The organism is Rhizobium sp. YJ-22 (assembly GCF_029601685.1).
Taxonomy (GTDB): Bacteria; Pseudomonadota; Alphaproteobacteria; order Rhizobiales; family Rhizobiaceae; genus Metarhizobium.
The window spans coordinates 656288-681248 of sequence record NZ_JARRIR010000001.1; the positions used below are offsets into that span (position 1 = coordinate 656288).

Below are 24961 nucleotides of genomic sequence, written 5' to 3' on the forward strand. Positions count from 1 at the left end.
TTAGGCGTCGAAAGACAAGCACACAAGGACATAAATATATCTTTATGTGACCGACGGTCACGCAAAAAACTGTCAAAAACATGCAAAAAGGCGGCAAATCTGCCGCCTTGTGCTTTTACTATATCCCTTCACCTCCCGCTCGACCCTCCCGGCGGGAGAATGGCGCGGAGCGGGCGGGGGTTGCGTCATTCTGTCTCGGATTCGTCGGCCAGCGATTTGACCAGGTCGATCAGCTTGCGGCGAATCTTGGGGTCGGTGATCTTCACGAAGGCGCGGTTGAGTTGCAGGCCTTCCGAGGAAGAGAGGAAATCGACGACATAGGAGGAGGAGTTGGCTTCGGCAAATCCACCCTGCTCCGTCTGGTGCTCGCCGGGGGCGTCCTCGAAGAAGAAGGAGACGGGAACGTTGAGAATACTGGCGATGTTCTGCAACCGGCTGGCGCCGACGCGGTTGGTGCCTTTTTCGTATTTCTGGATCTGTTGAAACGTGATCCCTAAGCTTTCGCCGAGCTTTTCCTGGCTCATGCCCAGCATGGTGCGGCGCAGGCGAATTCGGCTTCCGACATGAATATCTATCGGATTCGGCTTCTTTTTGTTCTCGATCATCTCAACGTCCTAAAGTTCCCGTTTTTGCGATTGACTCATCGCTTGTTTGCAATGTTTTACAGCAAGCGCCGAAGACCTTTCGTTTTCGTTTGCCATGTCGGGAAAACCGGTTTCCACATCTCCCGGACAAACTAAGGTTTTCATCGCGTTGCATAATCCAGTCCGCCCGTCGCTTTTCGCTTCCGCCCCGCGCCGACTCGTCCGCCGACCGCGATGCCTGTACGATGCCCGGCATGCGAAGGGTAAGGTGGGCGGGCCGACTATGCAATTTTAGGGGTTTTGGGTCAATCGCGTCGCAAGGAGAAACCGATGCGGGCACTCAAAGCGACCACAGCCAAAACGGTCATGATCAACCCAAAGTACAGGCTCCGGGCGGCATCGTCCAGCGTTGCGTTCAACTTGCCACCAACGGTTGATTGAACGACGCCCTTCGTGTCGAAATCCAGGCCGGCGACGATCCGCCCCTTGGCGTCGACGAAGGCGGAAATGCCGTTGTTGGCATCGCGAATCAGCGGTCGCCCCTCCTCGACGGCGCGCACCCGCGCCTGCTGGAAATGTTGGTAGGGGCCGGGCGTATTGCCGAACCAGGCGTCGTTCGTCACGTTGAGGATCACGTCGGCACGGGCGACGTCGCCGGTCACCTCGTCGGGGAAGATCGCCTCATAGCAGATCAGCGGATAGAGGATCAGACCGTTCGGCAAGGTCAGCAGCGCCCGGCGGGCGGCGGCGGAAAAGCCGCCGGGCATGTCTGCGATCGCCTGGTCGACGCCCAGTTCATGCCACAGATCCTCGAAGGGCAGGTATTCGCCGAAGGGCACGAGATGCACCTTGTCGGAGGCCCCGACGATCTGGCCGGCATCGTCGATGACATAGATCGAATTGTAATAGCGCGGCTCGAGTCCCGGTCCCATGTCTTCGGCGCGCACCGCGCCGGCAAGCAGCACCTGGCCAGGCTCCAGCATATCGGCGATGCGCGCCAGCGCCTCGTGGTTCTGCGTCAGGATATAGGGGACGGAGGTCTCCGGCCAGACGATGATATCCGGCCGCTTCCCGCCCTCCTTCAGCGCTTCTGTCGAGAGCTTCAGATGCTCGGCGAAGACGGCTTCGCGCGAACCGTCGTCCAGCTTCTGCGCCTGGTCGATGCGCGGCTGCACCAGCCGCACGGTAACCTCGCCGCCCCTGACCGGCGTCTCCGGCACGGTCAGCGCATAGGCGCCGTAGCCGAGATGGGCGGCAAACAGGGCGATGGCGATCGCCGCACCGGGCAACAGGCCGCGCCGCGTCGCCAGAAGCGCCGGCGTACAAAACACGAAGACGGCGAGCGCGCTGATGCCGAACAGGCCGACGAGATGGGCGCTCTGCATCATCAGCGGCATCGGCATGATGCCGTAACCGACCGCATTCCAGGGAAAGCCGGTGGCGAGGAAACTGCGCAGCCATTCACCGAGGCCGAAGCCGAAGGCAAGGGCCGCGATGCGGCCCATGCCGTCCGACCAGAACAGCCGCGCCACCATCGCCGCCAGCCCGTAATACAGCGCCAGGAAGGCCGGCAGGCCGAGGACGGCAAGCGGCAACGCCCAGGCGAATTCCTCGGCATCGATCATCAGCGCATGGCCGAGCCACCACAGGCCGGCGACGAAATAACCCCAGCCGAACATCCAGCCGATGGCGAAGGCGTTTCTCAGCCGCGCGAGCGGGCCGCCGCCAACGCCGTCGAGGAGCCAGACCAGCAAAGTGAAGGAGACAAACAGCGCCGCGAAGAAGCCGAAGGGCGGTAAGGCCAGAACGCCGAAAGCCCCGGCCAAGAAGGCGAGAAGGGCGCGCCGCGCCCCTCCCAGAAGCATGATCCTGCCGGCAAGCCTTTCCACGCATTCTCCCCGATCAACTGCGCCCGAATCAGTTGGACGCAGTCTTTCAAAAACGAGGAGCTTTGTCCTTAGCCACGTTGAGGCTGATCAGCTTTCCGATGCCGGCTCACCGGCGATCGGCGGGGCGTCGTTGACCACCGGCACCGAAGCGGGGTGACGGCGCAGGATGCGCACCCGCTTGACGCGGCGGGCATCGGCATCGACGATGTGGAATTCGAAGCCGGGAACTGCCTGCACCACCTCGCCCTTGACCGGAATGCGGCCGAGTTCCGAAGCGATCAGGCCGCCCAGCGTATCGACGTCTTCCAGCTTGTCGCGAATGTCGAAATCCGGACCGAGGGCTTCGGCGAGATCCTCCAGTTCGGCGCGAGCATCGGCGACGACCACCCCGTTCGGCGCGTTGGAGAACATCGGCACGTCGTCGTCATGCTCGTCGTCGATATCGCCGACCACCATCTCGACGATGTCCTCATGCGAAACGAGGCCGTCGGTGCCGCCATATTCGTCGATGACGAGGGCAAGCTGGGTGCGTTGCTGATGCATGCGCTGCAGCAGCTCCGAGGCCAGCATGGACGGCGGCACGAACAGGATTTCGCGGACGATGCCGGCTTCCGACAGCGGCGTGGCGAGGTCGACACGGCTGAGATCGACGCTCGCCGCTTCGGCGCGGATGGCCTCCTGCGTTGCCTCGGGCGTGGCGCCGGCCACCGGACGGCGCGTTGCCCGCGCCTGCCTGGCGACATAGGAGAGCAGATCACGGATATGAACCATGCCGCGGGCATCGTCGAGCGTATCGTTATAGACCGGCATGCGCGAACGGCCGGACTGCTCGAACAGGATCATCAACTCGCCGACGGTGATCGACAGGTCGACCGCCTCGATATCGGCGCGCGGCACCATGACATCCTCGACGCTTACCTCGCGGAAGCGCAGGATGTTGCGCAGCATGGCCCGCTCTTCGGGGGCGAAGACGTCGACGCCATCGGTCTCGGTCAGCAGGGCATCGGCAATGTCCTCACGCAGTTGCGCGGCACTTGCCGGACGCAGGAGACGCAGGGCGCGCGTCCAGAAGGAATTGGAATGCTTTGGGGACTGTTCCGCCCGTTGCGGACTGTGGCCTTCGTCCGATAACGAGGCTTCCCCGTCTTCCTTGGCCTCACGGGCCGGTCTTATCGAAAAATCGCTCATTGTTCCAAACTGTCATATCGGGTCCTGTCCCGCATAGGGGTCAGATAGGCCCAAAGACGCCAGAATGCGAGTCTCCAGCGCCTCCATCTCTTCCGCTTCTTCCGTTTCCATATGGTCGTAACCGAGCAGATGAAGAAAACCGTGAACAAGCAGATGGGTCAGATGTTCCTCGAAACTCTTGCCGAGGTCAACCGCTTCCCGCTCGACAGTCTCGCGGGCGATGACGATATCGCCGAGCATCGGTCCGGGCTTTTCGCCCGGCGTCACCGGAAAAGCGGGGAAAGACAGCACGTTGGTCGGCTTGTCCTGCTGGCGCCATTCGGCGTTGATTTCGCGGATCGAGGCGTCATCGGTGAACACCAGCGACACTTCCGGCGGCTCCTCGGGGAAAGGTTGCCCCTGCTCACGCGCCAGAAAATCCGCCGCCGCGCCGAGAACCCGGCTGCCGACGTCCTGCAGCGACGCCTCGTCGCCCCAGCCGTCGTCCTCGACGCTGACCTGAATATCGAGTTTCGTCATTGCCCTGTTCGTCGCGCTTCACTCGCTCTCGCTGGCAGCGGGAGCATATTGCGCATCATACGCCCGGACGATGCGTCCGACCAGCGGGTGGCGCACGACATCGACATCTTTGAAGCGAACGGTGGAAATGCCTTCCACACCTTCGAGGATATCCAGCGCCTCGACCAGACCCGACTTGACGCCGCGCGGCAGGTCGATCTGGCTGGGGTCACCCGTGACGATCATGCGGCCGTTTTCGCCGAGACGCGTCAGGAACATCTTCATCTGCATCGAGGTGGTGTTCTGCGCCTCGTCGAGAATGATGGCGGCATTGGAGAGCGTGCGGCCGCGCATGAAGGCGAGCGGCGCGATCTCGATGACGCCGGCGGTGATTGCCCGCTCGACGCGGTCGCCGGGGATCATGTCATAGAGCGCGTCATAGAGCGGCCGCAGATAGGGATCGACCTTCTCCTTCATGTCGCCGGGCAAGAAGCCGAGACGTTCGCCGGCTTCGACCGCCGGGCGCGACAGGATGATCTTGTCGACGGCGCCGCGCTCCAGAAGCTGGGCGGCATGGGCGACGGCGAGATAGGTCTTGCCGGTCCCGGCCGGGCCGACGCCGAAGACCAGCTCGGCGCGCTCCATGGCACGGATATAGGCATCCTGCGTCGGGGTGCGGGCGACGATGGTCTTCTTGCGGGTGGAAATCTGCGCCATGCTGAGCTTGGCCTTGCGTTCCAGGGTCGGCAGCGTCAGCTGGTCGTCGGCGGCCTGCGCCATGCGGATGGCGCCCTCGACATCCGAAGGCTCGACCGAGCCGCCGCGCTGCACGCGCTCATAGAGGAAATCCAGCGCCCGGCGCGCCTGGTTGGTGGCCACGACATCGCCTGATATGGCGACGGAATTGCCGCGCGGACGGGCCGTCACATGCAGGCGCTCTTCCAGAAGTTTGAGATTCTGGTCGAACTGGCCGAAAAGCTCGCTGGCGTGTCGGTTGTTCTCGAACGTGAGCACGAAGTGATTGGCGTCTGTCACAGGCGGGCGAGACTGGCGCGGCGGGGAAGTAACCAGATCGTGTCCGTTCAAGCGATGAGGCTCCTTTGCTCTCGGCTCGGCATTGCTCTCCTGAAAGGTAGTCCTCGCCCGGAGGTTTGTGAAGGCTTAGACCGACGATTGTCCGCGCTTTTCGGGGGATTACCCTTCCTGTATCGTGATCGGCTCGGAAAACAGGCTGTTGGGGCCGGTTCCGGTGATTCGCACCTTGATAATGTCACCGATTTGCGATGTTTTTGCATCAACATTCACGGACTGCAACCAGGGCGAGCGACCGATGAGCTGGCCTTCCATGCGGCCGGGCTTTTCGAGCAGCACCTCGATCTCACGGCCGATGCAGCTTTCGTTGAAATCCTTCTGCTGCTGCAGAAGCAGGGCCTGCAGCCGCTCGAGACGGTCGGTCTTGACCTCTTCCGAAAGATGGCCGTCCATCTCCGCGCCGGGCGTGCCCGGACGGATCGAATATTTGAACGAGAAGGCCTGAGCATAACCGACCGCGCGGATCAGGGACATCGTATCCTCGAAATCCTGCTCGCTTTCGCCCGGAAAGCCGACGATGAAATCGCCCGAGAGCGCGATATCGGGGCGGGCGGCGCGGATGCGCTCGATCAGCGCCAGATATTCGGCGGCCGTGTGGCGGCGGTTCATGGCTTTCAGGATGCGGTCCGAACCGCTCTGCACCGGCAGATGCAGATAGGGCATCAGCACGCGCAGGTCGCGATGGGCGGCGATCAACCGGTCGTCCATGTCGCGCGGATGGCTGGTGGTGTAGCGCAGGCGGGCAATGCCCGGCACCTCGGCCAGCGCATAGAGCAGGTCGCCGAGCGTCAGTTCCTCGCCCTTCGGCCCCTTGCCGTGCCAGGCATTGACGTTCTGGCCGAGCAGGGTCAGTTCGCGCACGCCGCCCTCGGCGAGCTTTTTCGCTTCATCGAGGATTTGCGACAAGGGACGGGAGACTTCGGAGCCGCGCGTATACGGCACCACGCAGAATGTGCAGAACTTGTCGCAGCCTTCCTGCACGGTGAGGAAAGCGGTGACCCCGCGGGCGCGAATCTTCGCCTTTTCGGCGACCGGCAGATGCTCGAACTTGTCCTCGACGGCATAGTCGGTCTCGACGACGCGGGCGCCGGAGCGGGCCTTGTTGAGCGCTTCCGGCAGCCGGTGATAGGTCTGCGGGCCAATGACGACGTCGACGGCGGGCGCACGGCGCAGGATCTCTTCGCCCTCGGCCTGCGCGACGCAGCCGGCGACGCCGATCATGAATTCGCGGCCTTGCGCATTGCGCGCCTTCTTCATGTCGCGCAGGCGGCCGAGCGCCGAATAGACCTTCTCCGCCGCCTTTTCGCGGATATGACAGGTGTTGAGCAACACCAGATCGGCCTCGCCCATGTCTTCGGTGGGCACATAGCCGTCGCGGGCCAGCGCATCGGTCATGCGGCCGGAATCGTAGACGTTCATCTGACAGCCATAGGTCTTCACGAAAACCTTGCGACTGTTGGCGCCATCGCTGGCAGGAGCCTGCGGGGCGGCGGTCTGGGCGGTGTCCTGGGTCATGGGCGCTATTTAGTGGCTTTTCCGTCCATTTGAAACGGAAAAATGCCGTTCACTCGCCCGGCCGCCCGCGCAGCGACGCCATCAGGTGGTGGCGGATCGAAGCGGCGACGGCGGAGGCCACCTGCTTGCGGTTGCTGCGGGCGGTGTAGTCGACCGTCTCGCCGAAGGTGACGTCGACCTCGATCGCCCCGACCTTCAGCAGATCCTTGAGATGCGGCACCAATTCGACATCACCCGGCCAGGCCGAGATCGGCCGGTGGTAGCGGCCCATGGGCGTGCCGTGAATGCCGGTATAGGCGATCGCCACCGGCTGGATATGCACCATGCCGCTGGCCGACGCCGGAACGGCCGCGGCCGCAGCGCCGAACAGCGACGACTTGACCTCCAGCAGGCGGTTACCATCAGAGGTCGTACCTTCGGGAAACAGGACGACGATCTCGCCATCGGCCATGCGCTCGCCGATCTCATTGACCTGCTCGCCGGTGCGGCGCTTTTCCTCCCGCACCACGAAGACGCTTTCCTGCCAGCGCGCCAGCAGGCCGAAGACCGGCCAGGTCTTCACCTCCGACTTGGCGATGAACACCACGTCGGCGATCGAGGCGAGCACCATGATATCCTGCCAGGAGGAATGGTTGGCGGCGAGCATCAGCGGCCGGCGCGGATCGATGACGCCATGGACACGCACGCGGATGCCGAGCATCCAGCAGGCGACGCGATGCCACCAGCGCGGAATGCGCCGGCGGATCGGCCAGCGGAATTTCAGCGCCAGCAGATGCACAGGCAGCAGGAACAGGGTGGCGACGGCCAGAACCGCGCCCTTGAAGCCGATGCGCAACGCCTCGATCACGCGGGGCTCTCCGTCAGCGCTCATCCTTCTTGAGGGGCACGCCATAGAGCTCCAGCCGGTGATCGACCAGCCGGAAGCCGTGCTCGCGGGCGATGCGCTCCTGCAGCGCCTCGATTTCCGGCGAGCGGAATTCAATGACAGTGCCGGTCTTGAGATCGATCAGGTGATCATGATGCTCTTCCGGCACCGTCTCGTAGCGTGAGCGGCCGTCGCGGAAATCATGCCGCGCAATGATACCGGCATCCTCGAACAGTTTTACGGTGCGATAGACGGTCGAGATGGAGATCTTCGCATCCACTTGGACCGAGCGGCGATACAGTTCCTCGACATCGGGATGGTCTTCCGATTCCTCCAGAATGCGGGCGATCACCCGGCGCTGGTCGGTCATGCGCATTCCGCGCTCGGTGCACAGCTCTTCGAGCGACTTGGAAAGGTCTGTCATGGGCGGTGGCCCTTTGCCGTCAATCAACCGTCAAAGGCACGGGACTAGCGAAGATCGCGCTTCATGACAAGCGCCGTCGTTCGCACCCCGTTCTTATCTGTGTAGTAAGCCGGCCGTTCGCCGACCTTCGCAAATCCGAGCTTGCGATACAGGCCGAGCGCGGCCTGGTTGGTGTCGTCGACCTCGAGGAACAGGCTTTCGCCGCCACGGGCATGGACCTCGCGCATCGCCGCCAGCATCAGCCGCCAGCCGAGCCCGGCGCGCGCCGCCTTGGTGTGGACCGCGACCGTCAGGATCTCACCTTCGTCGGCCACCGCCCGGGTGAGCACGAAGCCCGCGAGCGGCAGCTTGAACAACCCGTTCATCTGCCTCGCCACGAAGCCGAAGACATAGGGCTGCATCAAAAGGCTATGGAATTCGCCGTCGCCCCAGGGGCGGGAAAAGCGCTCGCCATGCAGAGCCGCGACCCGCGAACAATCGTCCGTCTGCATCGGCAGGATTTCAAATTCGGTCTTGCGGGGCAGATAGGCTTCCAGCACGTCGTCTCACATTCGGTTTCGCCGCCGGTCCTCAGACGCAAAACCGCTGCAACGACGGGGCCTTATGCCCGGGAAAGGGCAAACCCCGTCTGCGGCTTGGCGTCGGGCGCACGCAGGTAGAGCGGCTTGGGTCTGGCCGCGCCCGGTTGCAAATCTGCGCCGAGTCGCGCGACATGTGCAATGGAAAAATGATCGGGGCCGGAACCTTCCGCCGCACCGGCGAGAAGCGGCGCGCCGGAGCCGGCGACCGCTGCCCCGTAGCGGGCAGGAAGCGCTTCCGCATCCGCAATCGCCAGTTCGACGGGTTCGCTCAAAACAGCGCCATCGGCGGCGAAGACCTGGGCATAGACCTCGCCGCGCTTGGCATCCATGGCAACGAACACGGGCTGATCTGCGCCGGTTTCGCGGTGGATGGCGGCGAGTACGGCAAGCGTGGTGACCCCGACTGCCTCGATGCCGAGCGCCAGCGCCAGACCGCGCGCGGCGGCGACGCCGACGCGGATGCCGGTGAAGGATCCGGGGCCAACGGTCACGGCGACGCGGTCGAGATCGGCAAGCGCAAGGCCGGAGGCGGCCAGCGCCTCGTCGATCATCGCCATCAGCCGCTCGGCATGGCCCTTGCCGATGGTCTCGCAGACCTCGGCCAGAACCCTGCCCGTTTCGCTGTCATAGAGCGCGGCGGCGCAATCGACGCCGGCGGTATCGAGCGCCAGGACGATCATGCGCGGCGCACCATTCCAGCCTGCATCAAACGGCTTCCACTTCCCGCACTTCCGGCACGAAGTGGCGCAGCAGGTTCTGCACGCCATGCTTCAGCGTCGCCGTCGAGGACGGGCAGCCGGCGCAGGAACCCTTCATGTTCAGGAAAACCGTGCCTTCGCGGAAACCGCGGAAGGTGATATCGCCGCCATCCTGGGCGACGGCGGGGCGGACGCGGGTTTCCAGCAACTCCTTGATCGTGGCGACGATGGTCTCGTCGCCGGCATCGAAGAATTCCTCGCCGTCCGTCTGGTCGGACGAACTGCCGGCCGCGCCCATCACCGAGGCGCCGGACATGAAATGCTCCATGATCGCGCCGAGGATCGCCGGCTTGAGATGCTGCCACTCGGCCCCGTCCTTTGTGACGGTGACGAAATCATAGCCGAAGAACACGCCGGTGACGCCCGGCACCATGAAGATGCGCGCGGCCAGCGGCGAGGCATCCGCTTCCGCCGCGCTGCGGAATTCGGCCGTGCCCTGCTCCAGCACCACCTTGCCCGGCAGGAATTTCAACGTCGACGGGTTCGGCGTCGCTTCGGTCTGAATGAACATTTCAATCTCCTTCGCGAACCGGTTCAAGGCGCGGCCGCTCATTGTGTTCGTAATTCCGCACGGAAAACCGCTTCGCACTTTTCCTGGAATTACTTTTAGAATACTTCCAAAATAAGCCGATCCCGCCCGCGCATCAAGAGCGCGGCGACGATTGTCGTCAACAGAGGGCGTCGATTTCCTCGTTGGTCAGCGTGTCGGGCAGCACCGTCACCGGAATCGGGAAGGCGGAGGCGCGCCCGGCGATCGACGAGACCAGCGGCCCCGGCCCTTCCTTGGCGGAGCCGGCGGCGAGCACGAGGATGGCGATATCGCGGTCCTCCTCGATCAGGCTGACGATCTGGTCGGCGGCCTTGCCTTCGCGGATAACCATTTCCGGCTCGATGCCGATGCTTTCGCGGACGATCTGGGCGACCTTGGCCAACGTCGATTCGGCCTCCTCGCGCGCCTCGGCGCGCATGATCTCCTCGACGCCAAGCCATTGCTGGAAATCGCCTTCGGGGATGACGTAGAGCAGGCTCAGCGCCCCGTTGGTATTCTTGGCGCGGCGGCCGGCGTAATGCACGGCGCGCTGGCATTCGGGCGTATTGTCGATCACGGCCAGGAACTTGCGGCGGTGACCTTCAAGGCGGGAGAGACGTTTCGAAACCATGCCGCAACTCTATGCCGGACGAAGCTCATTCGCACGAAAGATGCTATCGGGCGGACGCCGGCGGCCCGCCCGAATGCACCTATCATTAACGCAGGAAGCCGATGATGTCGCGCACTTCCTTCATGGTCTTTTCGGCCCGCGCATTGGCCCGCTCGCCGCCGTCGCGCAGGATGGCGTCGATATGGCTGGTATCGCCGGTCAGGCGGCGCATTTCCTCGGTGATCGGCGCGAGCACGGAGACGGCGAGTTCGATCAAAGCCGGCTTGAACACCGAGAACTGCTGGCCGCCATAGTCGGCGAGCACATCCGCCTTCGTCTTGTCCGACAGCGCCGCGTAGATGCCGACGAGATTGTCGGCCTCCGGGCGGCCCTTCAGGCCTTCAGGCTCGCTCGGCAAGCCGTCCGGATCGGTCTTGGCCTTGCGGATCTTCTTCGAAATGGTCTCGGCATCGTCCATCAGGTTGATGCGCGAGAGATCGGAGGGGTCCGACTTCGACATCTTCTTGGTGCCGTCGCGGAGCGACATGACGCGCGGGGCCGGCCCGTCGATCAGCGGCTCGACCATCGGGAAATAGGCATGCACCGGTTCGTCGCCGACCTTGATGTCGATGCCGTAGCCTTCCTTGCGGATATTGGCGCTGAAATCGATGTTGAACTTCTGGGCGATGTCGCGGGTCAGCTCGAGATGCTGCTTCTGGTCGTCGCCGACGGGCACATGCGTGGCGCGATAGAGCAGGATGTCGGCGGCCATCAGCGAGGGATAGGCCAGCAGACCGAGCGACACCTGCTCGGCATTCTTGCCGCCGGCCTTGTCCTTGAACTGGGTCATGCGTTCCATCCAGCCGATGCGGGCGACGCAATTGAAGATCCAGGCAAGCTCGGCATGGCCTGCGACGGCCGACTGGTTGAAGACGATATGCTTCTTCGGGTCGATGCCGGAGGCGATATAGGCGGCGGCGATGGCGCGCGTCTGGCCGCGCAGATCCTCGTGGACGAGCTGCGCCGTCAGGGCATGCTCATCAACGACGCAATAGATGCAGTCATTGTCCTTTTGCAGCGCCACGAACTTGCGGATCGCGCCGAGATAATTGCCGAGATGCAGGTTGCCGGTCGGCTGCACGCCGGAAAAGACGAGTTTTTGGAATTCGGCCATGATGTCCTCAATAGGCTGGTGGAGGGCCCCAGGGAAAATGATTTTGCGGACGCCGGTCGGGAGGATGGGGTTTACATTCTCCCGGGCGGCCGCGCATTCGCCCATGTAGCTAACGCGGCGGTTTATGCACGTCGCCGCGACGGCGATCAAGCGGAATTCGAAGACGCCTATTCGGCGCTTTCCGTGGCGACGGCGGGCTTTGCCGCCTTGCGCTTGAGGTTGCGGCGGATCATGCCGAGATCGGCCCCGCCGGTCGCAAAGGCTGCCCCAAAATAGACGATCATGGCAACGACGACGAGGGCGGCGACCGTTCCGGCGCGCATACCGAGCGGGGCGGCCGACGACAACGGCCAGGCAAGCCAGCCGATGGCGAAATAGAGCCCTGCGGCCATTAGCCCGGCGGCGAAGACAAGACGCGGAATGCGGCTCAAGAGCCCCAGATCCTGCCCCCAATGGCCGCGCTTCACCAGCGTGAAGAACAGCATCAGCGCATTGACCCAGCCGGCGGTGATTTCCGCCGTGGCGATGCCGGCCGCCCCCATGCGCGGAAACAGCGTCAAGGCCAGCGAGACGTTCACCACCACCGAGACGGCGGCGAAGATCATCGGCGTGCGCGTATCCTCGCGGGCGAAAAAGCCGGGAATGAAGGCCTTGATCAGCACGAAGGCCGGCAGGCCGAGGCCGTAGATCGCCAGGATATGCGAGACGATGACGGTCGAATCCGCCGAGAAGCGGCCGCGCTCGAAGACGAGGCGGACGATCGGCTCGGACATGACCAGCAAGGCGGCGGCGGCCGGCAGCGTCAGGAACAGGGTGAATTCGGCCGAGCGGTTCTGGAGATTGGCGGCCTCCTTCAGATGGCCGCCGCGCAGCGCCCGCGACAATTCTGGCAGCAGGACGGTTGCGACCGCGATGCCGACGACGCCGAGCGGCAGCTGGTAGATGCGGTCGGCATAGACCAGCGACGACACCGCACCTTCCTGGCCGGAGGCAATGTTGGTGTTGATCAGCAGGTTGATCTGGGTGATGCCGCCGGTGATCGCCGCCGGCAGCGCCAGCAGCAGCAGGCGGCGGACATTGGCGGTGAAATGCGGCAGGCGCAGGCCGATCTTGATGCCGGCATGGCGCACCGCGATCCAGACGATGGCGAGCTGGAGGACGCCGGCCACCATCACGCCCCAGGCGAGCCAGGTGCCGATGGTGATGCCGTCGACCCGGAGATACCAGCCGTAAGCCAGCACGGCGATCAGGACGATGTTGAGGAAGACGGGGGCGATGGCGGCGGCGAAATAGCGGTGCAGCGAATTCAGCATGCCGCCCATCATCGAAGCCAGCGACATGCAGGCGAGATAGGGGAACATGATGACGGCGAGCCGCACCGTGCTTTCGAATTTTATGGGATCGGCCATGAAGCCGGGCGCGACGACGGTGCGGACGATGAAGGGCATGGAAAATTCCATGACCACCGTCAGCACCAGCAAGACGGTGAACAGAACCCCAAAAACCTCTTCCGAGAAGCGGCGGGCGCCGTCCATGCCGCGCTGCTCGATCTCCTTGGCGAACAGCGGCACGAAGGCGGAATTGAAGGCGCCTTCGGCAAACAGCCGTCGAAAGGTGTTGGGAAAACGGAAGGCGGCGTTGAAGGCATCGGCTATGGGGCCGGTGCCGAGTGCCGCCGCCATCAGGCTTTCGCGGACGAAACCGAAGATGCGGCTGCCGAGCGTGGCGCCGCCGACGGTTGCGAATTTCTTGACGAGGCTCATGCGTCGGATCTTGCTTTTTTCTGGGGGCCGGCGGGCGCGAGGATGCCGTTGGGCATACGCGGGCGCTGCTCCTCCTCCTGGTCGTTCATGACGGCCCGCAACTGGGCGATGATGGTGGCGCGGCGGTTTTCGTTGACGATCTTCTGGCCGACGAGGTCGGTGACGTAGAAGGTATCGATCACCTTTTCGCCGAAGGTGGTGATGCGCGCCGAATGGATGTCCAGCGACAGATCCGAAAGCACGGCGGTGATTTCCGACAGCAAGCCGGGCCGGTCGAGGCACTCCACCTCGATGACGGTGAATTTGTTCGACAGCGTGTTGGAGATCGAGGCCGAGGGCGGGATGACGAAGGCGCGGTTCTTCTTGCGGTTTTTCGTGCGCGTGGCGATGACTTCCGGCAGGCGTTTCTTGCCGGAGAGCACGTCCTCGATCATCTTGCCGATGGTGGCGGCGCGGCGCATCTCGTCCTCGTCATTGGGGAATTCCCGGTTGACATGGATGGTGTCGAGGGCGCGCCCGTCCGAAGTCGTAAAAATCTGGGCGTCGGCGATATTGGCGCCGGCGGCGGCGCAGGCGCCGGCAATCACCGTCAGCAGGCGCGGATGGTCGGGGGCGATGACCGTGATTTCGGTGATCGCATGGAAGGAATGGGTGCGCACCATGGTCGCCAGCGCCTGTCCGGCGCGGTCGGTATCGCGGATGAAGCGGGCGTGGCGCACCTGATCCTCCAGCGGCACCGACAGCAGATAGGGCTGGTAATGCAGGTGCGAATAGGTCTGGCGGTCCTTCTCGTCCCAGTCGGCCAGCGCATCGTAAAGCGCATCGGCGGCGGCCATGGCCCGCTCCTTGCGCGACACTTCGGAAAAGCCGCCGGCCAGCAGCAGTTCCGTCTCGAAATAGAGGGTGCGCAGAAGCTGGCCTTTCCAGCCGTTCCAGACGCCGGGGCCGACGGCGCGGATATCGCAGACCGTCAGCGCCAGCAACATCTTCAGCCGGTCGAGCGACTGCACCTTTTCGGCGAAATCGGTGATGGTCTTACGGTCGTTCAGATCGCGGGTCTGGGCGACCATCGACATGATCAGGTGTTCCTCGACCAGCCAGACGACCATTTCCGTCTGCTTCGGCGTCAGGCCGAAGCGCGGGCACAGCTTGCGCGCCACGCGGGCGCCGGCGACGGAATGATCCTCCTGCCGTCCCTTTGCGATGTCATGCAGCAGGATGGCGACATAGAGCGCCTCGCGATCCTCGATGCCCGGCAGGATTTTCGCCGTCAGCGGATGGATGTCGTCTGCCTTGCCCTTCTCGATGTCGGACATGACCTCGACGGCGCGGATCGTATGCTCGTCGACCGTATAGTGATGATACATGTTGAACTGCATCATCGAGACGATCTTGCCGAATTCGGGAATGAAGCGGCCGAGCACCCCGGCCTCGTTCATGCGCCGCAGGATGAGGGCCGGATCGCGCTTCGAGGTGAGGATCGACAGGAAGAGGCGATTGGCTTCCTCGTTTTCGCGCAAGCCGTTGTCGATCAGCGGCAGCGAGCGCGTCAGGCGCCGCAGCGCATCGGGATGGAATTCCAGCCCGTGGATATCGGCGACATGGAAGAAACGGATGATGCTGACCGGATCGTTCTTGAAGACGTCGGGATTGGCGAGCGCGATACGACCACGATCCTCGACGAATTCCAGCGAGCCGGGAATCTTGCGGCTGCGATTGGCGAATCGGCTGATGATGCCGGTCAGGCCCGGCACCGCCTTGGCCTGCTGGTCTTCCAGCGCCGAGCAGAAGATGCGGGTGAGATCGCCGATATCCTTGGCGACGAGGAAATAGTGCTTCATGAAGCGCTCGACCGCCGAGAGGCCGGGGCGGGAATGGTAGCCCAGCGCCTCGGCGATCTCGCGCTGGATGTCGAAGGACAGGCGATCCTCGGCCTTGCCGGTGAGGAAATGCATGTGGCAGCGCACCGCCCAGAGGAAATCCTCCGCCTTCTGGAACAGCGCCCATTCCTTCTTGGAGAGCACGCCGAGCTTCACCAGTTCGGCGGTATCGCGCACATGGTAATAATATTTGGCGATCCAGAAGAGGGTGTGAAGGTCACGCAGGCCCCCCTTGCCTTCCTTGACGTTCGGCTCGACGAGATAGCGGGTGTCGCCGGCCTTGCGGTGGCGCGCATCGCGCTCGCCGAGCTTGGCGGCGATGAATTCCGGGCCGGTGCCGGCGGTCACTTCCTTGTCGAAACGGCTTTCCAGCCCCTCGACCAGCGCCCTGTCACCGCAGATATAGCGGGTTTCAAGGGTCGCGGTGCGAATCGTCATGTCTTCCTTGGACAGACGAATGCATTCCTCCAGGGTGCGCGAGGAATGGCCGACCTTGAAGCCCATGTCCCAGAGCATGTAGAGCATGAACTCGACCGCCTTGTGCATGGCCTCGGTCGGCTTCGGCGGAAACAGGAAGAGCAGGTCGATATCCGAGCCCGGCGCCAGCGTGTCGCGTCCATAGCCGCCGACGGCACAGACGGCGATGTCGCCTGGCTTCAGCGGTTGCACATGGGCGATGATGAAATCATAGAGCACGCCGATCAGCCGGTCCTGCAGCCGCGAAAGGCGGCGCGCGCAGTTCAACCCGCTGCCGTCCTCGTCGAGCAGCGCGCGGATCTTCGCCCGCCCCTCGGCACTTGCCTTCTTGAACAGGGAAAGCAGCGCCGGGCGGATGGCCTCGACGGTCATGCCGGGGGCAGCGACCAGTTCCTCGCATTGCCGGCGGAGCGCCTCGACATCGAGAAGGTTCGGAAAATCCGATTCCATTCGCGACGGCGGGGCGCGTCCGGCCTCCGCATGGCCGGTCGCGGCCGGCTGGCGGCCTGAGGATTTGTGCGTATGCATCCGCTTGCTGACCCTATCGTCCATCATTCCTGGCCGCAGGCTATCACCGCAAGCCTTGCCAAGCTGTTCTCACATAGGATTTTTCTCCCGGCAAGAATAGGGCGAAGCGCCGGGACGGTGGCGCTTACGATATCGGAAGCAGCTTTTTCAGCGCGTAAAGCGCCTCCAGCGCCTCGCGCGGGGTCAGGTCGTCGGGATTGACGCCCTTCAGGTGCTCCTCGACCTTCGAGGGCGCGGCCCCCTTCTGCTCCTCGCGGCGGATCGCCACCTGGAACAGCGGCAGGTCATCGATGAGTTGGCTGGCCGGGTTCTTGCGGTCGGCATCCTCCAGCCGGGTCAGCACATCGCGCGCGCGCGCCACCACCGAGGCCGGCAGGCCGGCGAGTTTCGCCACCTGGATGCCGTAGGAGCGATCGGCCGCACCCGGGCCGACCTCGTGCAGGAAAATCACCTCGCTTTGCCATTCCTTGACCCGCATCGTGGCGTTGGAGAGGCGGCCAAGCTTTTCCGACAGCACCGTCAATTCATGGAAATGGGTGGCGAACAGGCCACGGCAGCGGTTGACCTCATGCAGATGCTCGACCGCCGCCCAGGCGATGGACAGGCCATCGAAGGTCGCCGTGCCACGGCCGATTTCGTCGAGGATGACCAGCGAGCGTTCGGTCGCCTGGTTGAGGATCGCCGCCGTCTCGACCATCTCGACCATGAAGGTCGAGCGCCCGCGCGCCAGATCGTCCGAGGCGCCGACGCGCGAAAACAGCCGGTCGACGACGCCGATATGGGCGGACGCCGCCGGCACGAAGGAACCCATCTGCGCGAGAATGGCGATCAGCGCGTTCTGGCGCAGGAAGGTCGATTTACCGCCCATGTTCGGGCCGGTCAGCAGCCAGATGCCGCCGAGGCGGCCATCGCCTTGCGGCGAGAGATCGCAATGATTGGCCACGAAGGGATTGGCCGCCTGCTTCTTCAAGGCCTGCTCGACGACGGGATGGCGGCCGCCCGAGATCGCGAACATGGTCGAATCGTCGACCGTCGGGCGGGCGTAGTTCTGCTCGTCGGCGAGCAGCGCCAGACCGGCGGAAACATCGATGACCGAGAGCGCCCGCGCGCCGGCCTTGATCGCCTCCGCCTGCCCGACCACCGCCGCCACCATCTCCTCGAACGCGGCAAGCTCGATTGCCAGCGCCTTGTCGGCGGCATTGGCGATGCGGCTTTCGAGATCGGCAAGCTCGGTGGTGGTGAAGCGCATGGCGCTCGCCATGGTCTGGCGGTGGATGAAGCGCGCCTTGGCCTCGACCGTATCGATCATCGCGCCGGCATTGCCGGCGGTGACCTCGATGAAATAGCCGAGCACATTGTTGTGCTTGATCTTCAGCGACTTGATGCCGGTTTCCTCGGCATATTGCTGCTGCAGACCGGCGATCACCCGGCGCGATTCGTCGCGCAGGCGCCGGACCTCATCCAGTTCCGCATTCGCGCCACGGGCCAGAAAGCCGCCGTCGCGCTTCAGGAGCGGCAGTTCCTCGGCCAGCATGGAAGACAGCCTCGGCTCCAGATGCGCCGGCAGACGCTGCAATTCGGACAGCGCCTCGGCGATTTCCTCCGGCAGCAGCCGGGTTTCCAGAAGGCGCGCAAGTCCGTTTGCGGCGGCCAATCCCTGGCGGATGGCGCCAAGATCGCGCGGGCCGCCGCGGTCGAGCGCCAGCCGCGACAAAGCGCGCGGCATGTCGGGAACCAGCTTCAGCGCCTCGCGCAATTCGCCGCAGAGCGACGGCTCGTCCATCAGGAAACCGACGGAATCCAGCCGATGGTTAATGGCGACCGCATCGGTCAGCGGCGACATCAGCCGTTCGGCGATCAGCCGTGCGCCGCCGCCGGTGACGGTGCGGTCGATGGCCTTCAGCAGCGAGCCGTTACGGTCGCCGCTGAGCGTACGCGTCAGCTCCAGATTGGCGCGGGTGGCGGGATCGATGAACAGGGTCGAAGCGCTCGCCTCACGCTCGGGGCGGCCGAGCGGCGGGCGCTCGGCGATCTGCGTCTTCTCGACATAGGCGACCGCAGCAGCGGCGGCGGCATGTTCGGCGCGGGAGAAGGCGCCGAAACCGTCGAGCGTGCCGACGTCGTAGTAGCGAGCGATGCGGTTTTCCGCCGTGGCGCTGTCGAACAGCACCGAAGGCTGCGGCACAACCACGCGGCCGAGCACATCGAAGGCCGGCTTGAATTCGGGATCGTGGAAGAGGGTGTCGGGAACGATCAGCTCACGCGGATCGATGCGCAGGATATCGGCCAGCAGCCGTCCCATCTCGGTCTCGGCGAGGCGAAAGATACCGGTGGAAATGTCGATCCAGGCGAGCGCGAGCTGCGCACCCGTGCCGCCGCGCAGGCGGGCGAGCGCCATCAGGTAATTCGATTCGGAGGGCGAGAGCAGCTTTTCCTCGGTCAGCGTGCCCGGCGTCACCAGACGCACGACATCGCGGCGCACCACGGATTTCGAGCCACGCTTCTTGGCTTCCGCCGGCTCCTCCACCTGCTCGCAGACGGCGACGCGGAAGCCGCGCACGATCAGCTTCTGCAGATAGTCGTCGGCGGCATGGACGGGCACGCCGCACATGGGGATGTCATAGCCCATATGCTGGCCGCGCTTGGTCAGCGTGATGCCGAGCGCCCGCGAGGCCTCGACGGCATCGTCGAAGAAAAGCTCGTAGAAATCGCCCATGCGATAGAAGAGCAGCGAGCCCGGATTATTGGCCTTGATCTCGATATACTGCTCCATCATCGGCGTCGCCGAGGCGCGGCTTTCCTCCGAGGCCAGGGCGGCGGCATCGGGCATTTCCGTCGAGGATGAATAGCTGTTTATCGACATAGGCCTGTTTTCACCTGGAAAAAAGTCATGCAACATAACGGCGCGCCATGAATGAAGACAATAAGGTGGGTCGTTCGGGGAGCGACTGCCCACAACTAGGTGAGGGATTATGTCTGCCACGAACAATTCCGGCCCGACCAAGGCCATGGTAACCGAACAGGAAGCGCTGGATTTCCATGCCCAGGGGCGTCCCGGCAAGCTGGAGATCACGCCCACAAAGCCGATGGCGACCCAGCGCGACCTCTCGCTTGCCTATTCGCCCGGCGTCGCGGTGCCGGTGAAAGCCATCGCCGCCGATCCGGGCACGGCCTATGATTACACCACGCGCGGCAACATGGTGGCGGTGATTTCCAACGGCACCGCCATCCTCGGCCTCGGCAATCTCGGCGCGCTCGCCTCCAAGCCGGTCATGGAAGGCAAGTCGGTGCTGTTCAAGCGCTTCGCCGACGTCGATTCCATCGACCTCGAAGTCGATACCGAGAATGTCGACGAGTTCATCAACTGCGTGCGTTACCTCGGCCCCTCCTTCGGCGGCATCAACCTCGAAGACATCAAGGCGCCCGACTGCTTCATCATCGAGCAGAAGCTGCGCGAGATCATGGACATCCCGGTCTTCCACGACGACCAGCACGGCACCGCGATCATCGCCGCCGCCGGCCTGATCAACGCGCTCGACCTGACGGGGCGCGATTTCGCCAACACCAAGCTGGTCTGCAACGGCGCGGGGGCCGCGGCCATCGCCTGCATCGAATTGATCAAGGCCATGGGATTCAATCCGGCCAATATCACGCTCTGCGACACCAAGGGCGTGATCTACCAAGGCCGCGAAGAGGGCATGAACCAGTGGAAATCCGCCCATGCGGTGAAGACCGACCGGCGCACCCTCGCCGAAGCCATGGAAGGCGCCGACGTGGTGTTCGGCCTGTCGCAGAAGGGCGCGTTCACGCAGGAGATGATCGGCTCCATGGCGCCGCGGCCGATCATCTTCGCCATGGCCAATCCCGACCCGGAAATCACGCCGGAGGAAGTGGCGCGCATCCGCGACGATGCGATCATGGCGACCGGCCGCTCGGACTATCCGAACCAGGTCAACAACGTGCTGGGCTTCCCCTATATCTTTCGCGGCGCGCTCGACGTGCGGGCGACCACCATCAACGACGCGATGAAGATCGCCGCCGTGCGGGCGCTCGCCAGCCTTGCGCGCGAGGACGTGCCTGACGACGTCGCCGCCGCCTATCAGGGCATGCGCCCGCGCTTCGGGCCGCAATACATCATCCCCGTGCCCTTCGATCCACGCCTGATTTCGGCCATCCCGGTCGCCGTGGCGCGGGCGGCGATGGAAACCGGCGTGGCGCGCAAGGAAATCGCCGACTTCTCCGCCTATTCCCGCGAGCTTTCGGCAAGGCGCGATCCGATCGCCTCGACGCTGCAGCGGCTCTATGAGGGCGTGCGCCGCCATCCCAAGCGTGTCGTCTTCGCCGAGGGCGAGGAGGAACTGGTGATGCGCGCGGCGATCTCCTATGCCAACCAGGAACTCGGCACAGCCATCCTGCTCGGCCGCGACGATGCCGTCCGCGAGACCGCCGAACGGGCCGGCATCGATCTCGATCGCCCCGGCATCGAGATCATCAATGCCCGCCTCTCCACCCGCGTCGACGCCTATATCGACTATCTCTATGCGCGGCTGCAACGGAAGGGTTTCCTGCTGCGCGACGCGCAGCGGCTGATCAAGACCGACCGCAACCATTTCGCCGCCTGCATGGTGGCGCTGGGCGACGCCGACGCCATGGTCACCGGCACGACCCGCAACTATTCGACCGCGCTGGAAGAGGTGCGCCGCTGCATCGACGCGCGGCCGGGGCATCGGGTCATCGGCGTCTCCATGGCGCTGACGCGCGGGCGCACGGTCTTCGTCGCCGACACCGCCGTCCATGACATGCCGACGGCGGAGGAACTGGCCGACATCGCCGAGGAAGCCGCCGGCATCGCAAGGCGCATGGGGTATGAGCCGCGCGTTGCGATGCTCGCCTATTCCACCTTCGGCCATCCGACCGGCGAACGCTCGGAGCGGGTGCGCGAGGCGGTGAAAATCCTCGACCGCCGCCGCGTCGATTTCGAATATGACGGCGAAATGGCCGCCGACGTGGCGCTGAATCCCAAGGTGATGGAGCAATATCCGTTCTGCCGCCTCTCGGGTCCTGCCAATGTGCTGGTCATGCCGGCCTTCCACTCGGCCTCGATCTCGACCAAGATGCTGCAGGAACTCGGCGGCTCGACCGTCATCGGCCCGCTGCTCGTCGGCCTCGACAAGTCGGTGCAGATCGTCGGCATGGGCGCCAAGGATTCCGACATCGTCAACATGGCCGCCATCGCCGCCTATAACAGCTAAGCGATACCGAACGAAAAAGCCCCGCGTGAAACATCTTCACGCGGGGCTTTTTTGTGCTCTTGCGGCTCAGCCGGCGAAGCGGCCGGCGTCGGTGCCGTAATGGTTGAGATAGCGATCCGAGATCGAGGCGATCGGCAGGACGATGAGCACGTCCGTCGTGTTGAATGCGTGGTCGATGACCGCGCCGTCGCCGACCATGGCGCCGAGACGCAGATAGCCCTTGATCAACGGCGGCATCAGGGCCAGCGCCTTGCGGGCATTGATGCCTTCGGCCGGCATCAGATCCATGCCGTGATACAATTCCGGGCGGGCGCGCACCGCCCATTCATCCTTGGCGCCGGCATTGTGATGGAGGAAGGACAGAGCGACCGCATGCGATTCCGGCACGGTGCCATGGAAGGAGGCGCAGCCGAACATCGCGCCCATGCCATGCTTGAGCGCATAGGCCCAGTTGCCCTGCCACAGAAGCTCGACGGTGCGCTTGGTGCGGTATTGCGGCAGCACGCAGGAGCGGCCGAGTTCCATGAAGCGGGTTTCGGGATGGCGGGCGAGCAGCGGCGCGATATCGAATTCGCTGGCCGAATAGAAACCGCCATGGGCTTCGGCCACCTCCTGCCGCAGCAGGCGATAGGTTCCGACGATCCTGTCATCGGCATCGCCGTCAATGGTATTGTCGATCACCAGCAGGTGGTCGCAGATCGCATCCCAGGAATCGACATCGCGCCGGGCGCGCATGGCGTCCGGCGGCAATTGCGCCTGCATCTCCTCGACGAAGACACGGTAACGGATGGCCTGCGCGGCTTCGATCTCGCGATCGCTGCGGGCAAGACGGGTTTCCAGCGTGCCGATCCGGCCGAAGACGTCGGCGGCGACCGGTTCGACGCCGGCTTTGTCGGGCAGCTCGGTTGACATGGGGCGATTCATAAGCTCGACGGTCATGGCGTTCCATCCGCTGATATCAGGATCGAACGGGATAAACCACTTCTATACGACAGGATAGTGACAGGTGCGTCAGCGCACCTCAACCCGGACTTGCCGCATCGGCGCCAGTGCGCCGATCTCCGCGAGCAGCCGCACCGGATCGACGGGCTTGACGAAAACCCGGTTGGCGCCCTGCAGCAACGCCTGACGGCGCACGTCCTCGCGATTGTCGGCCGAGAGCACGACCACCGGCAATGCTGCGCTCCCCCGCCGCTTTTCTTCACCGCGCAACCAGGAGAGGAACTCCAGTCCGCCGCCGCCGGGCATGTTGAGGTCGGTGACGACGAGATCGGGCAGCGAATCACCCGAGAGAGCGGCGCGCAGGCGCTCGAAATCGCTGACGAGGCGGACGGTATGGCCACCTTTTTCAAGCGCGGTGCGCACCAGCAGGGCATTGACCGGCTCGTCCTCGGCCAGCACGATGTCCAGGCCGGGGCAGGCCTGCGGCGTAAGCGCCGCGCCGAACCCCGGCTGGTTGTCGTTGATGGCGTCGCGCGTTTCCATGCCACGCATGCGCCCGCATAAGACATCGACCAGCGAGCGCTCGCGCAAGGGGCGGATAAGCCAGGCATCGAAGACGCCGACCGGCTGGGAATTGCGCTGCTCCGGGCTGACGAGGAAAATCTTGCGCATGCCGGCGGCGAAATCCGGCCGTGCCGCGACAATGCGCGAGAATTCGGCGGCCAGCCGGTGATCGACGATGATGTCGGTGAAGGCGGCATGCGACAGACGCAGGCCGTCGACCTCGGTCTCGACGCTTGCGGCGTCGCTGGCACGCACGCAATGGCCGCCAAGCGCATGGACGGTGCCGAGCACCGCATTGCTGGCGGGGCCGGCCGGCGCCATCAGCAACACGTTGCAAGCCCGCAATTCGCCCTCGCGCTGGCGGCGGGCGAGCGGCCCGGTCAGGCGATGCGGCATGCGGATGGTGAAGACGCTGCCGCGATCCTTTTCGCTCGAGGCCGTCAGGCTGCCGCCGAATTCGTGGCAGATGCGCGCCGAGATCGCCAGCCCAAGGCCGGTGCCGACACTGCGCTCGGCGAGATTGCCGGCCTGCTCGAATTCGCCGAAAATACGCGCCTGCTCCTGCGGCGTCATACCGCTGCCGGTATCGGTGACGGTGACGATCACATCCTGCACGTCGATGGCTGCCGCGATCAGGATGCCACCCTGATGGGTGAACTTGACGGCATTGCCGATGACGTTGAACAGCACCTGCCGCAGGCGGGCCGGATCGAAATCCAGCGTTTCGGGAATTTCCGGCGCGACGATGGAGGCAATCTCGATGCCCTTCTCATGGGCGCGGTGCGACAGCATCTCGACCACGCCTTCGATCAGCGGCCGCAAGGGAGCAGCCTGCGGATGCAGGCTGAAGCGGCCGACCTCGATGGTGGAGAAGTCCAGCAAATCCTCGACGAGCTGGGCGAGCGCCTGGCCGGACTGGCGGATGCCGGTCAGGTAATTCGCCTGTTCCGGCGTCAGGCTGGTCTGGTCGAGAAGCTGGGCCATGCCGAGGATGCCGCTGAGCGGCGTGCGGATCTCGTGGCTGACGGTGGCGAGCAGGCGCGATTTCGCAGCCGACGTGGTTTCGGCGCGGATGCGCGCCAGCTCATTGCCGATAGCGGCGGTGCGCTCCTCGGTGACATCGCGGGCGACGCTGCGGATCACCAGCCTGCCGCTGACGCTGTCGCGGGCGACGATATCGTACCAGACGAAGATGCGCTGGCCGCCGGCGGTGGCGATCTCGACGTCGAAGCGATCGGGCTCGGCATGCGGGCGGAAGGCGAGGCCGATTTCCTCGCAGCTTCGCCCTTCCGGCCGGGCGCAGCCGGTGACCTTGCGGAAGGTGTCGTTGGTGTAGAGGATGCGGCGCTCCATATCGCGCACCAGGGCGATATCGCCGAGCACATCATGGACGCTGCCGAGCAGGCTGGCGCGCTCGTTCTCCTCCCAGTTCCGGTCCTCGAAGATTTCGCGCGAGGGCGGCGGTTCGGGAGCGGCGGTGGGCCGGGCCCGGGCCCGTTTCGGGCGCGCGGGCGTACGCTTCTGCATCAGGTAAATCAGGGCGGAGCCGCACATGACGGCGCCGAGCGCGCCGGTGAGCGCATAGACGCCGGTCTGCAGGCCGAGCCCGAGGATGATCGCCGAGGCAAGCATGCCGCCGCCGCCGAGCCACAGACGCAGGATACCGTCGCGATCCTCGTCGCCTTGCGTCGCCGCCGGCGCCGGCTCTTCGTCGCCGGCATGGTATTCGTCGAACCGCAAAAAGGCGCGCGCCAGCTCCGACTGCTCAGGCAGTTCCTCCGGCGTCGGCGTTTCGCCCGCGCCAAAAGCTTGGGAAAGACGGTCCTGAAGATTTGCGACGTTGCTCAT

At 64.5% G+C, this 24961-nt stretch carries 19 protein-coding genes; 1 reads left to right on the forward strand and 18 read right to left on the reverse strand.

What is annotated here, in order from left to right; all coding sequences use genetic code 11:
* Nucleotides 1-185: 185 nt before the first annotated feature.
* From P7F60_RS03125 to mutS, 16 genes are all read right to left on the reverse strand, one after another.
* Complete coding sequence (locus tag P7F60_RS03125) at nucleotides 186-605, reverse strand: helix-turn-helix domain-containing protein (RefSeq protein ID WP_277916231.1); 420 nt, start codon at nucleotides 603-605, stop codon at nucleotides 186-188.
* A gap of 284 nt (nucleotides 606-889) precedes the next feature.
* Nucleotides 890-2473: an apolipoprotein N-acyltransferase gene (lnt, locus tag P7F60_RS03130; RefSeq protein ID WP_277916232.1), complete on the reverse strand. Its 1584-nt coding sequence runs from the start codon at nucleotides 2471-2473 to the stop codon at nucleotides 890-892.
* Nucleotides 2474-2560: 87 nt separating this feature from the next.
* Nucleotides 2561-3661: a hemolysin family protein gene (locus tag P7F60_RS03135; RefSeq protein ID WP_277916233.1), complete on the reverse strand. Its 1101-nt coding sequence runs from the start codon at nucleotides 3659-3661 to the stop codon at nucleotides 2561-2563.
* Between the two features lie 12 nt (nucleotides 3662-3673).
* A complete protein-coding gene (gene ybeY / locus P7F60_RS03140) occupies nucleotides 3674-4180 on the reverse strand; it encodes an rRNA maturation RNase YbeY (RefSeq protein ID WP_277916234.1) in 507 nt (168 codons plus the stop codon).
* Between the two features lie 18 nt (nucleotides 4181-4198).
* Nucleotides 4199-5245 (reverse strand): PhoH family protein, encoded by a 1047-nt coding sequence (locus P7F60_RS03145; protein WP_277916235.1) that lies wholly within the window; start codon nucleotides 5243-5245, stop codon nucleotides 4199-4201.
* Nucleotides 5246-5353: 108 nt separating this feature from the next.
* Nucleotides 5354-6766: a tRNA (N6-isopentenyl adenosine(37)-C2)-methylthiotransferase MiaB gene (miaB, locus tag P7F60_RS03150; protein ID WP_277916236.1), complete on the reverse strand. Its 1413-nt coding sequence runs from the start codon at nucleotides 6764-6766 to the stop codon at nucleotides 5354-5356.
* 49 nt (nucleotides 6767-6815) lie between these two features.
* Entirely contained in the window at nucleotides 6816-7613 is a 798-nt protein-coding gene (locus P7F60_RS03155) for a lysophospholipid acyltransferase family protein (protein WP_277916237.1), read from the reverse strand.
* 13 nt (nucleotides 7614-7626) lie between these two features.
* Nucleotides 7627-8055, reverse strand: coding sequence for a Fur family transcriptional regulator (locus P7F60_RS03160; RefSeq protein ID WP_277916238.1), 429 nt, complete (start codon nucleotides 8053-8055; stop codon nucleotides 7627-7629).
* Nucleotides 8056-8099: 44 nt separating this feature from the next.
* A complete protein-coding gene (locus P7F60_RS03165) occupies nucleotides 8100-8546 on the reverse strand; it encodes an N-acetyltransferase (RefSeq protein ID WP_277916503.1) in 447 nt (148 codons plus the stop codon).
* Nucleotides 8547-8656: 110 nt separating this feature from the next.
* Entirely contained in the window at nucleotides 8657-9316 is a 660-nt protein-coding gene (gene tsaB / locus P7F60_RS03170; RefSeq protein ID WP_277916239.1) for a tRNA (adenosine(37)-N6)-threonylcarbamoyltransferase complex dimerization subunit type 1 TsaB, read from the reverse strand.
* Between the two features lie 25 nt (nucleotides 9317-9341).
* Entirely contained in the window at nucleotides 9342-9905 is a 564-nt protein-coding gene (locus P7F60_RS03175; protein ID WP_277916240.1) for a NifU family protein, read from the reverse strand.
* Nucleotides 9906-10062: 157 nt separating this feature from the next.
* Entirely contained in the window at nucleotides 10063-10554 is a 492-nt protein-coding gene (locus P7F60_RS03180; RefSeq protein ID WP_277916241.1) for a universal stress protein, read from the reverse strand.
* An 85-nt stretch (nucleotides 10555-10639) separates the two neighbouring features.
* Nucleotides 10640-11707 carry a tryptophan--tRNA ligase gene (trpS, locus tag P7F60_RS03185; protein WP_277916242.1) on the reverse strand — a complete coding sequence of 356 codons (1068 nt, stop codon included), beginning with the start codon at nucleotides 11705-11707 and terminating at the stop codon, nucleotides 10640-10642.
* A 167-nt stretch (nucleotides 11708-11874) separates the two neighbouring features.
* Complete coding sequence (gene murJ, locus P7F60_RS03190) at nucleotides 11875-13470, reverse strand: murein biosynthesis integral membrane protein MurJ (RefSeq protein WP_277916243.1); 1596 nt, start codon at nucleotides 13468-13470, stop codon at nucleotides 11875-11877.
* Nucleotides 13467-16355: a [protein-PII] uridylyltransferase gene (locus tag P7F60_RS03195; RefSeq protein WP_277916244.1), complete on the reverse strand. Its 2889-nt coding sequence runs from the start codon at nucleotides 16353-16355 to the stop codon at nucleotides 13467-13469. Before P7F60_RS03195 ends, murJ begins: the two co-directional genes overlap by 4 nt.
* A gap of 124 nt (nucleotides 16356-16479) precedes the next feature.
* Nucleotides 16480-19185: a DNA mismatch repair protein MutS gene (mutS, locus tag P7F60_RS03200; RefSeq protein WP_277916504.1), complete on the reverse strand. Its 2706-nt coding sequence runs from the start codon at nucleotides 19183-19185 to the stop codon at nucleotides 16480-16482.
* A 142-nt stretch (nucleotides 19186-19327) separates the two neighbouring features.
* Between mutS and P7F60_RS03205 the strand changes: the two genes are divergently transcribed.
* Nucleotides 19328-21607 carry an NADP-dependent malic enzyme gene (locus P7F60_RS03205; RefSeq protein WP_277916245.1) on the forward strand — a complete coding sequence of 760 codons (2280 nt, stop codon included), beginning with the start codon at nucleotides 19328-19330 and terminating at the stop codon, nucleotides 21605-21607.
* A 66-nt stretch (nucleotides 21608-21673) separates the two neighbouring features.
* Here P7F60_RS03205 and P7F60_RS03210 read toward each other — a convergent pair whose 3' ends face one another.
* A complete protein-coding gene (locus P7F60_RS03210) occupies nucleotides 21674-22519 on the reverse strand; it encodes a GNAT family N-acetyltransferase (RefSeq protein WP_277916246.1) in 846 nt (281 codons plus the stop codon).
* Between the two features lie 99 nt (nucleotides 22520-22618).
* Nucleotides 22619-24961 (reverse strand): ATP-binding protein, encoded by a 2343-nt coding sequence (locus P7F60_RS03215; protein WP_277916247.1) that lies wholly within the window; start codon nucleotides 24959-24961, stop codon nucleotides 22619-22621.

What these genes read in the sequence shown, in the direction of transcription:
- P7F60_RS03125 (WP_277916231.1), bottom strand. Translation starts at nt 605, where the DNA reads ATGATCGAGAACAAAAAGAAGCCGAATCCGATAGATATTCATGTCGGA.
- P7F60_RS03135 (WP_277916233.1), bottom strand. Translation starts at nt 3,661, where the DNA reads ATGAGCGATTTTTCGATAAGACCGGCCCGTGAGGCCAAGGAAGACGGG.
- ybeY (WP_277916234.1), bottom strand. Translation starts at nt 4,180, where the DNA reads ATGACGAAACTCGATATTCAGGTCAGCGTCGAGGACGACGGCTGGGGC.
- miaB (WP_277916236.1), bottom strand. Translation starts at nt 6,766, where the DNA reads ATGACCCAGGACACCGCCCAGACCGCCGCCCCGCAGGCTCCTGCCAGC.
- P7F60_RS03160 (WP_277916238.1), bottom strand. Translation starts at nt 8,055, where the DNA reads ATGACAGACCTTTCCAAGTCGCTCGAAGAGCTGTGCACCGAGCGCGGA.
- P7F60_RS03165 (WP_277916503.1), bottom strand. Translation starts at nt 8,546, where the DNA reads ATGCAGACGGACGATTGTTCGCGGGTCGCGGCTCTGCATGGCGAGCGC.
- tsaB (WP_277916239.1), bottom strand. Translation starts at nt 9,316, where the DNA reads ATGATCGTCCTGGCGCTCGATACCGCCGGCGTCGATTGCGCCGCCGCG.
- P7F60_RS03175 (WP_277916240.1), bottom strand. Translation starts at nt 9,905, where the DNA reads ATGTTCATTCAGACCGAAGCGACGCCGAACCCGTCGACGTTGAAATTC.
- P7F60_RS03180 (WP_277916241.1), bottom strand. Translation starts at nt 10,554, where the DNA reads ATGGTTTCGAAACGTCTCTCCCGCCTTGAAGGTCACCGCCGCAAGTTC.
- trpS (WP_277916242.1), bottom strand. Translation starts at nt 11,707, where the DNA reads ATGGCCGAATTCCAAAAACTCGTCTTTTCCGGCGTGCAGCCGACCGGC.
- murJ (WP_277916243.1), bottom strand. Translation starts at nt 13,470, where the DNA reads ATGAGCCTCGTCAAGAAATTCGCAACCGTCGGCGGCGCCACGCTCGGC.
- P7F60_RS03195 (WP_277916244.1), bottom strand. Translation starts at nt 16,355, where the DNA reads ATGCATACGCACAAATCCTCAGGCCGCCAGCCGGCCGCGACCGGCCAT.
- mutS (WP_277916504.1), bottom strand. Translation starts at nt 19,185, where the DNA reads ATGCCCGATGCCGCCGCCCTGGCCTCGGAGGAAAGCCGCGCCTCGGCG.
- P7F60_RS03205 (WP_277916245.1), top strand. Translation starts at nt 19,328, where the DNA reads ATGTCTGCCACGAACAATTCCGGCCCGACCAAGGCCATGGTAACCGAA.
- P7F60_RS03210 (WP_277916246.1), bottom strand. Translation starts at nt 22,519, where the DNA reads ATGTCAACCGAGCTGCCCGACAAAGCCGGCGTCGAACCGGTCGCCGCC.
- P7F60_RS03215 (WP_277916247.1), bottom strand. Translation starts at nt 24,961, where the DNA reads ATGAGCAACGTCGCAAATCTTCAGGACCGTCTTTCCCAAGCTTTTGGC.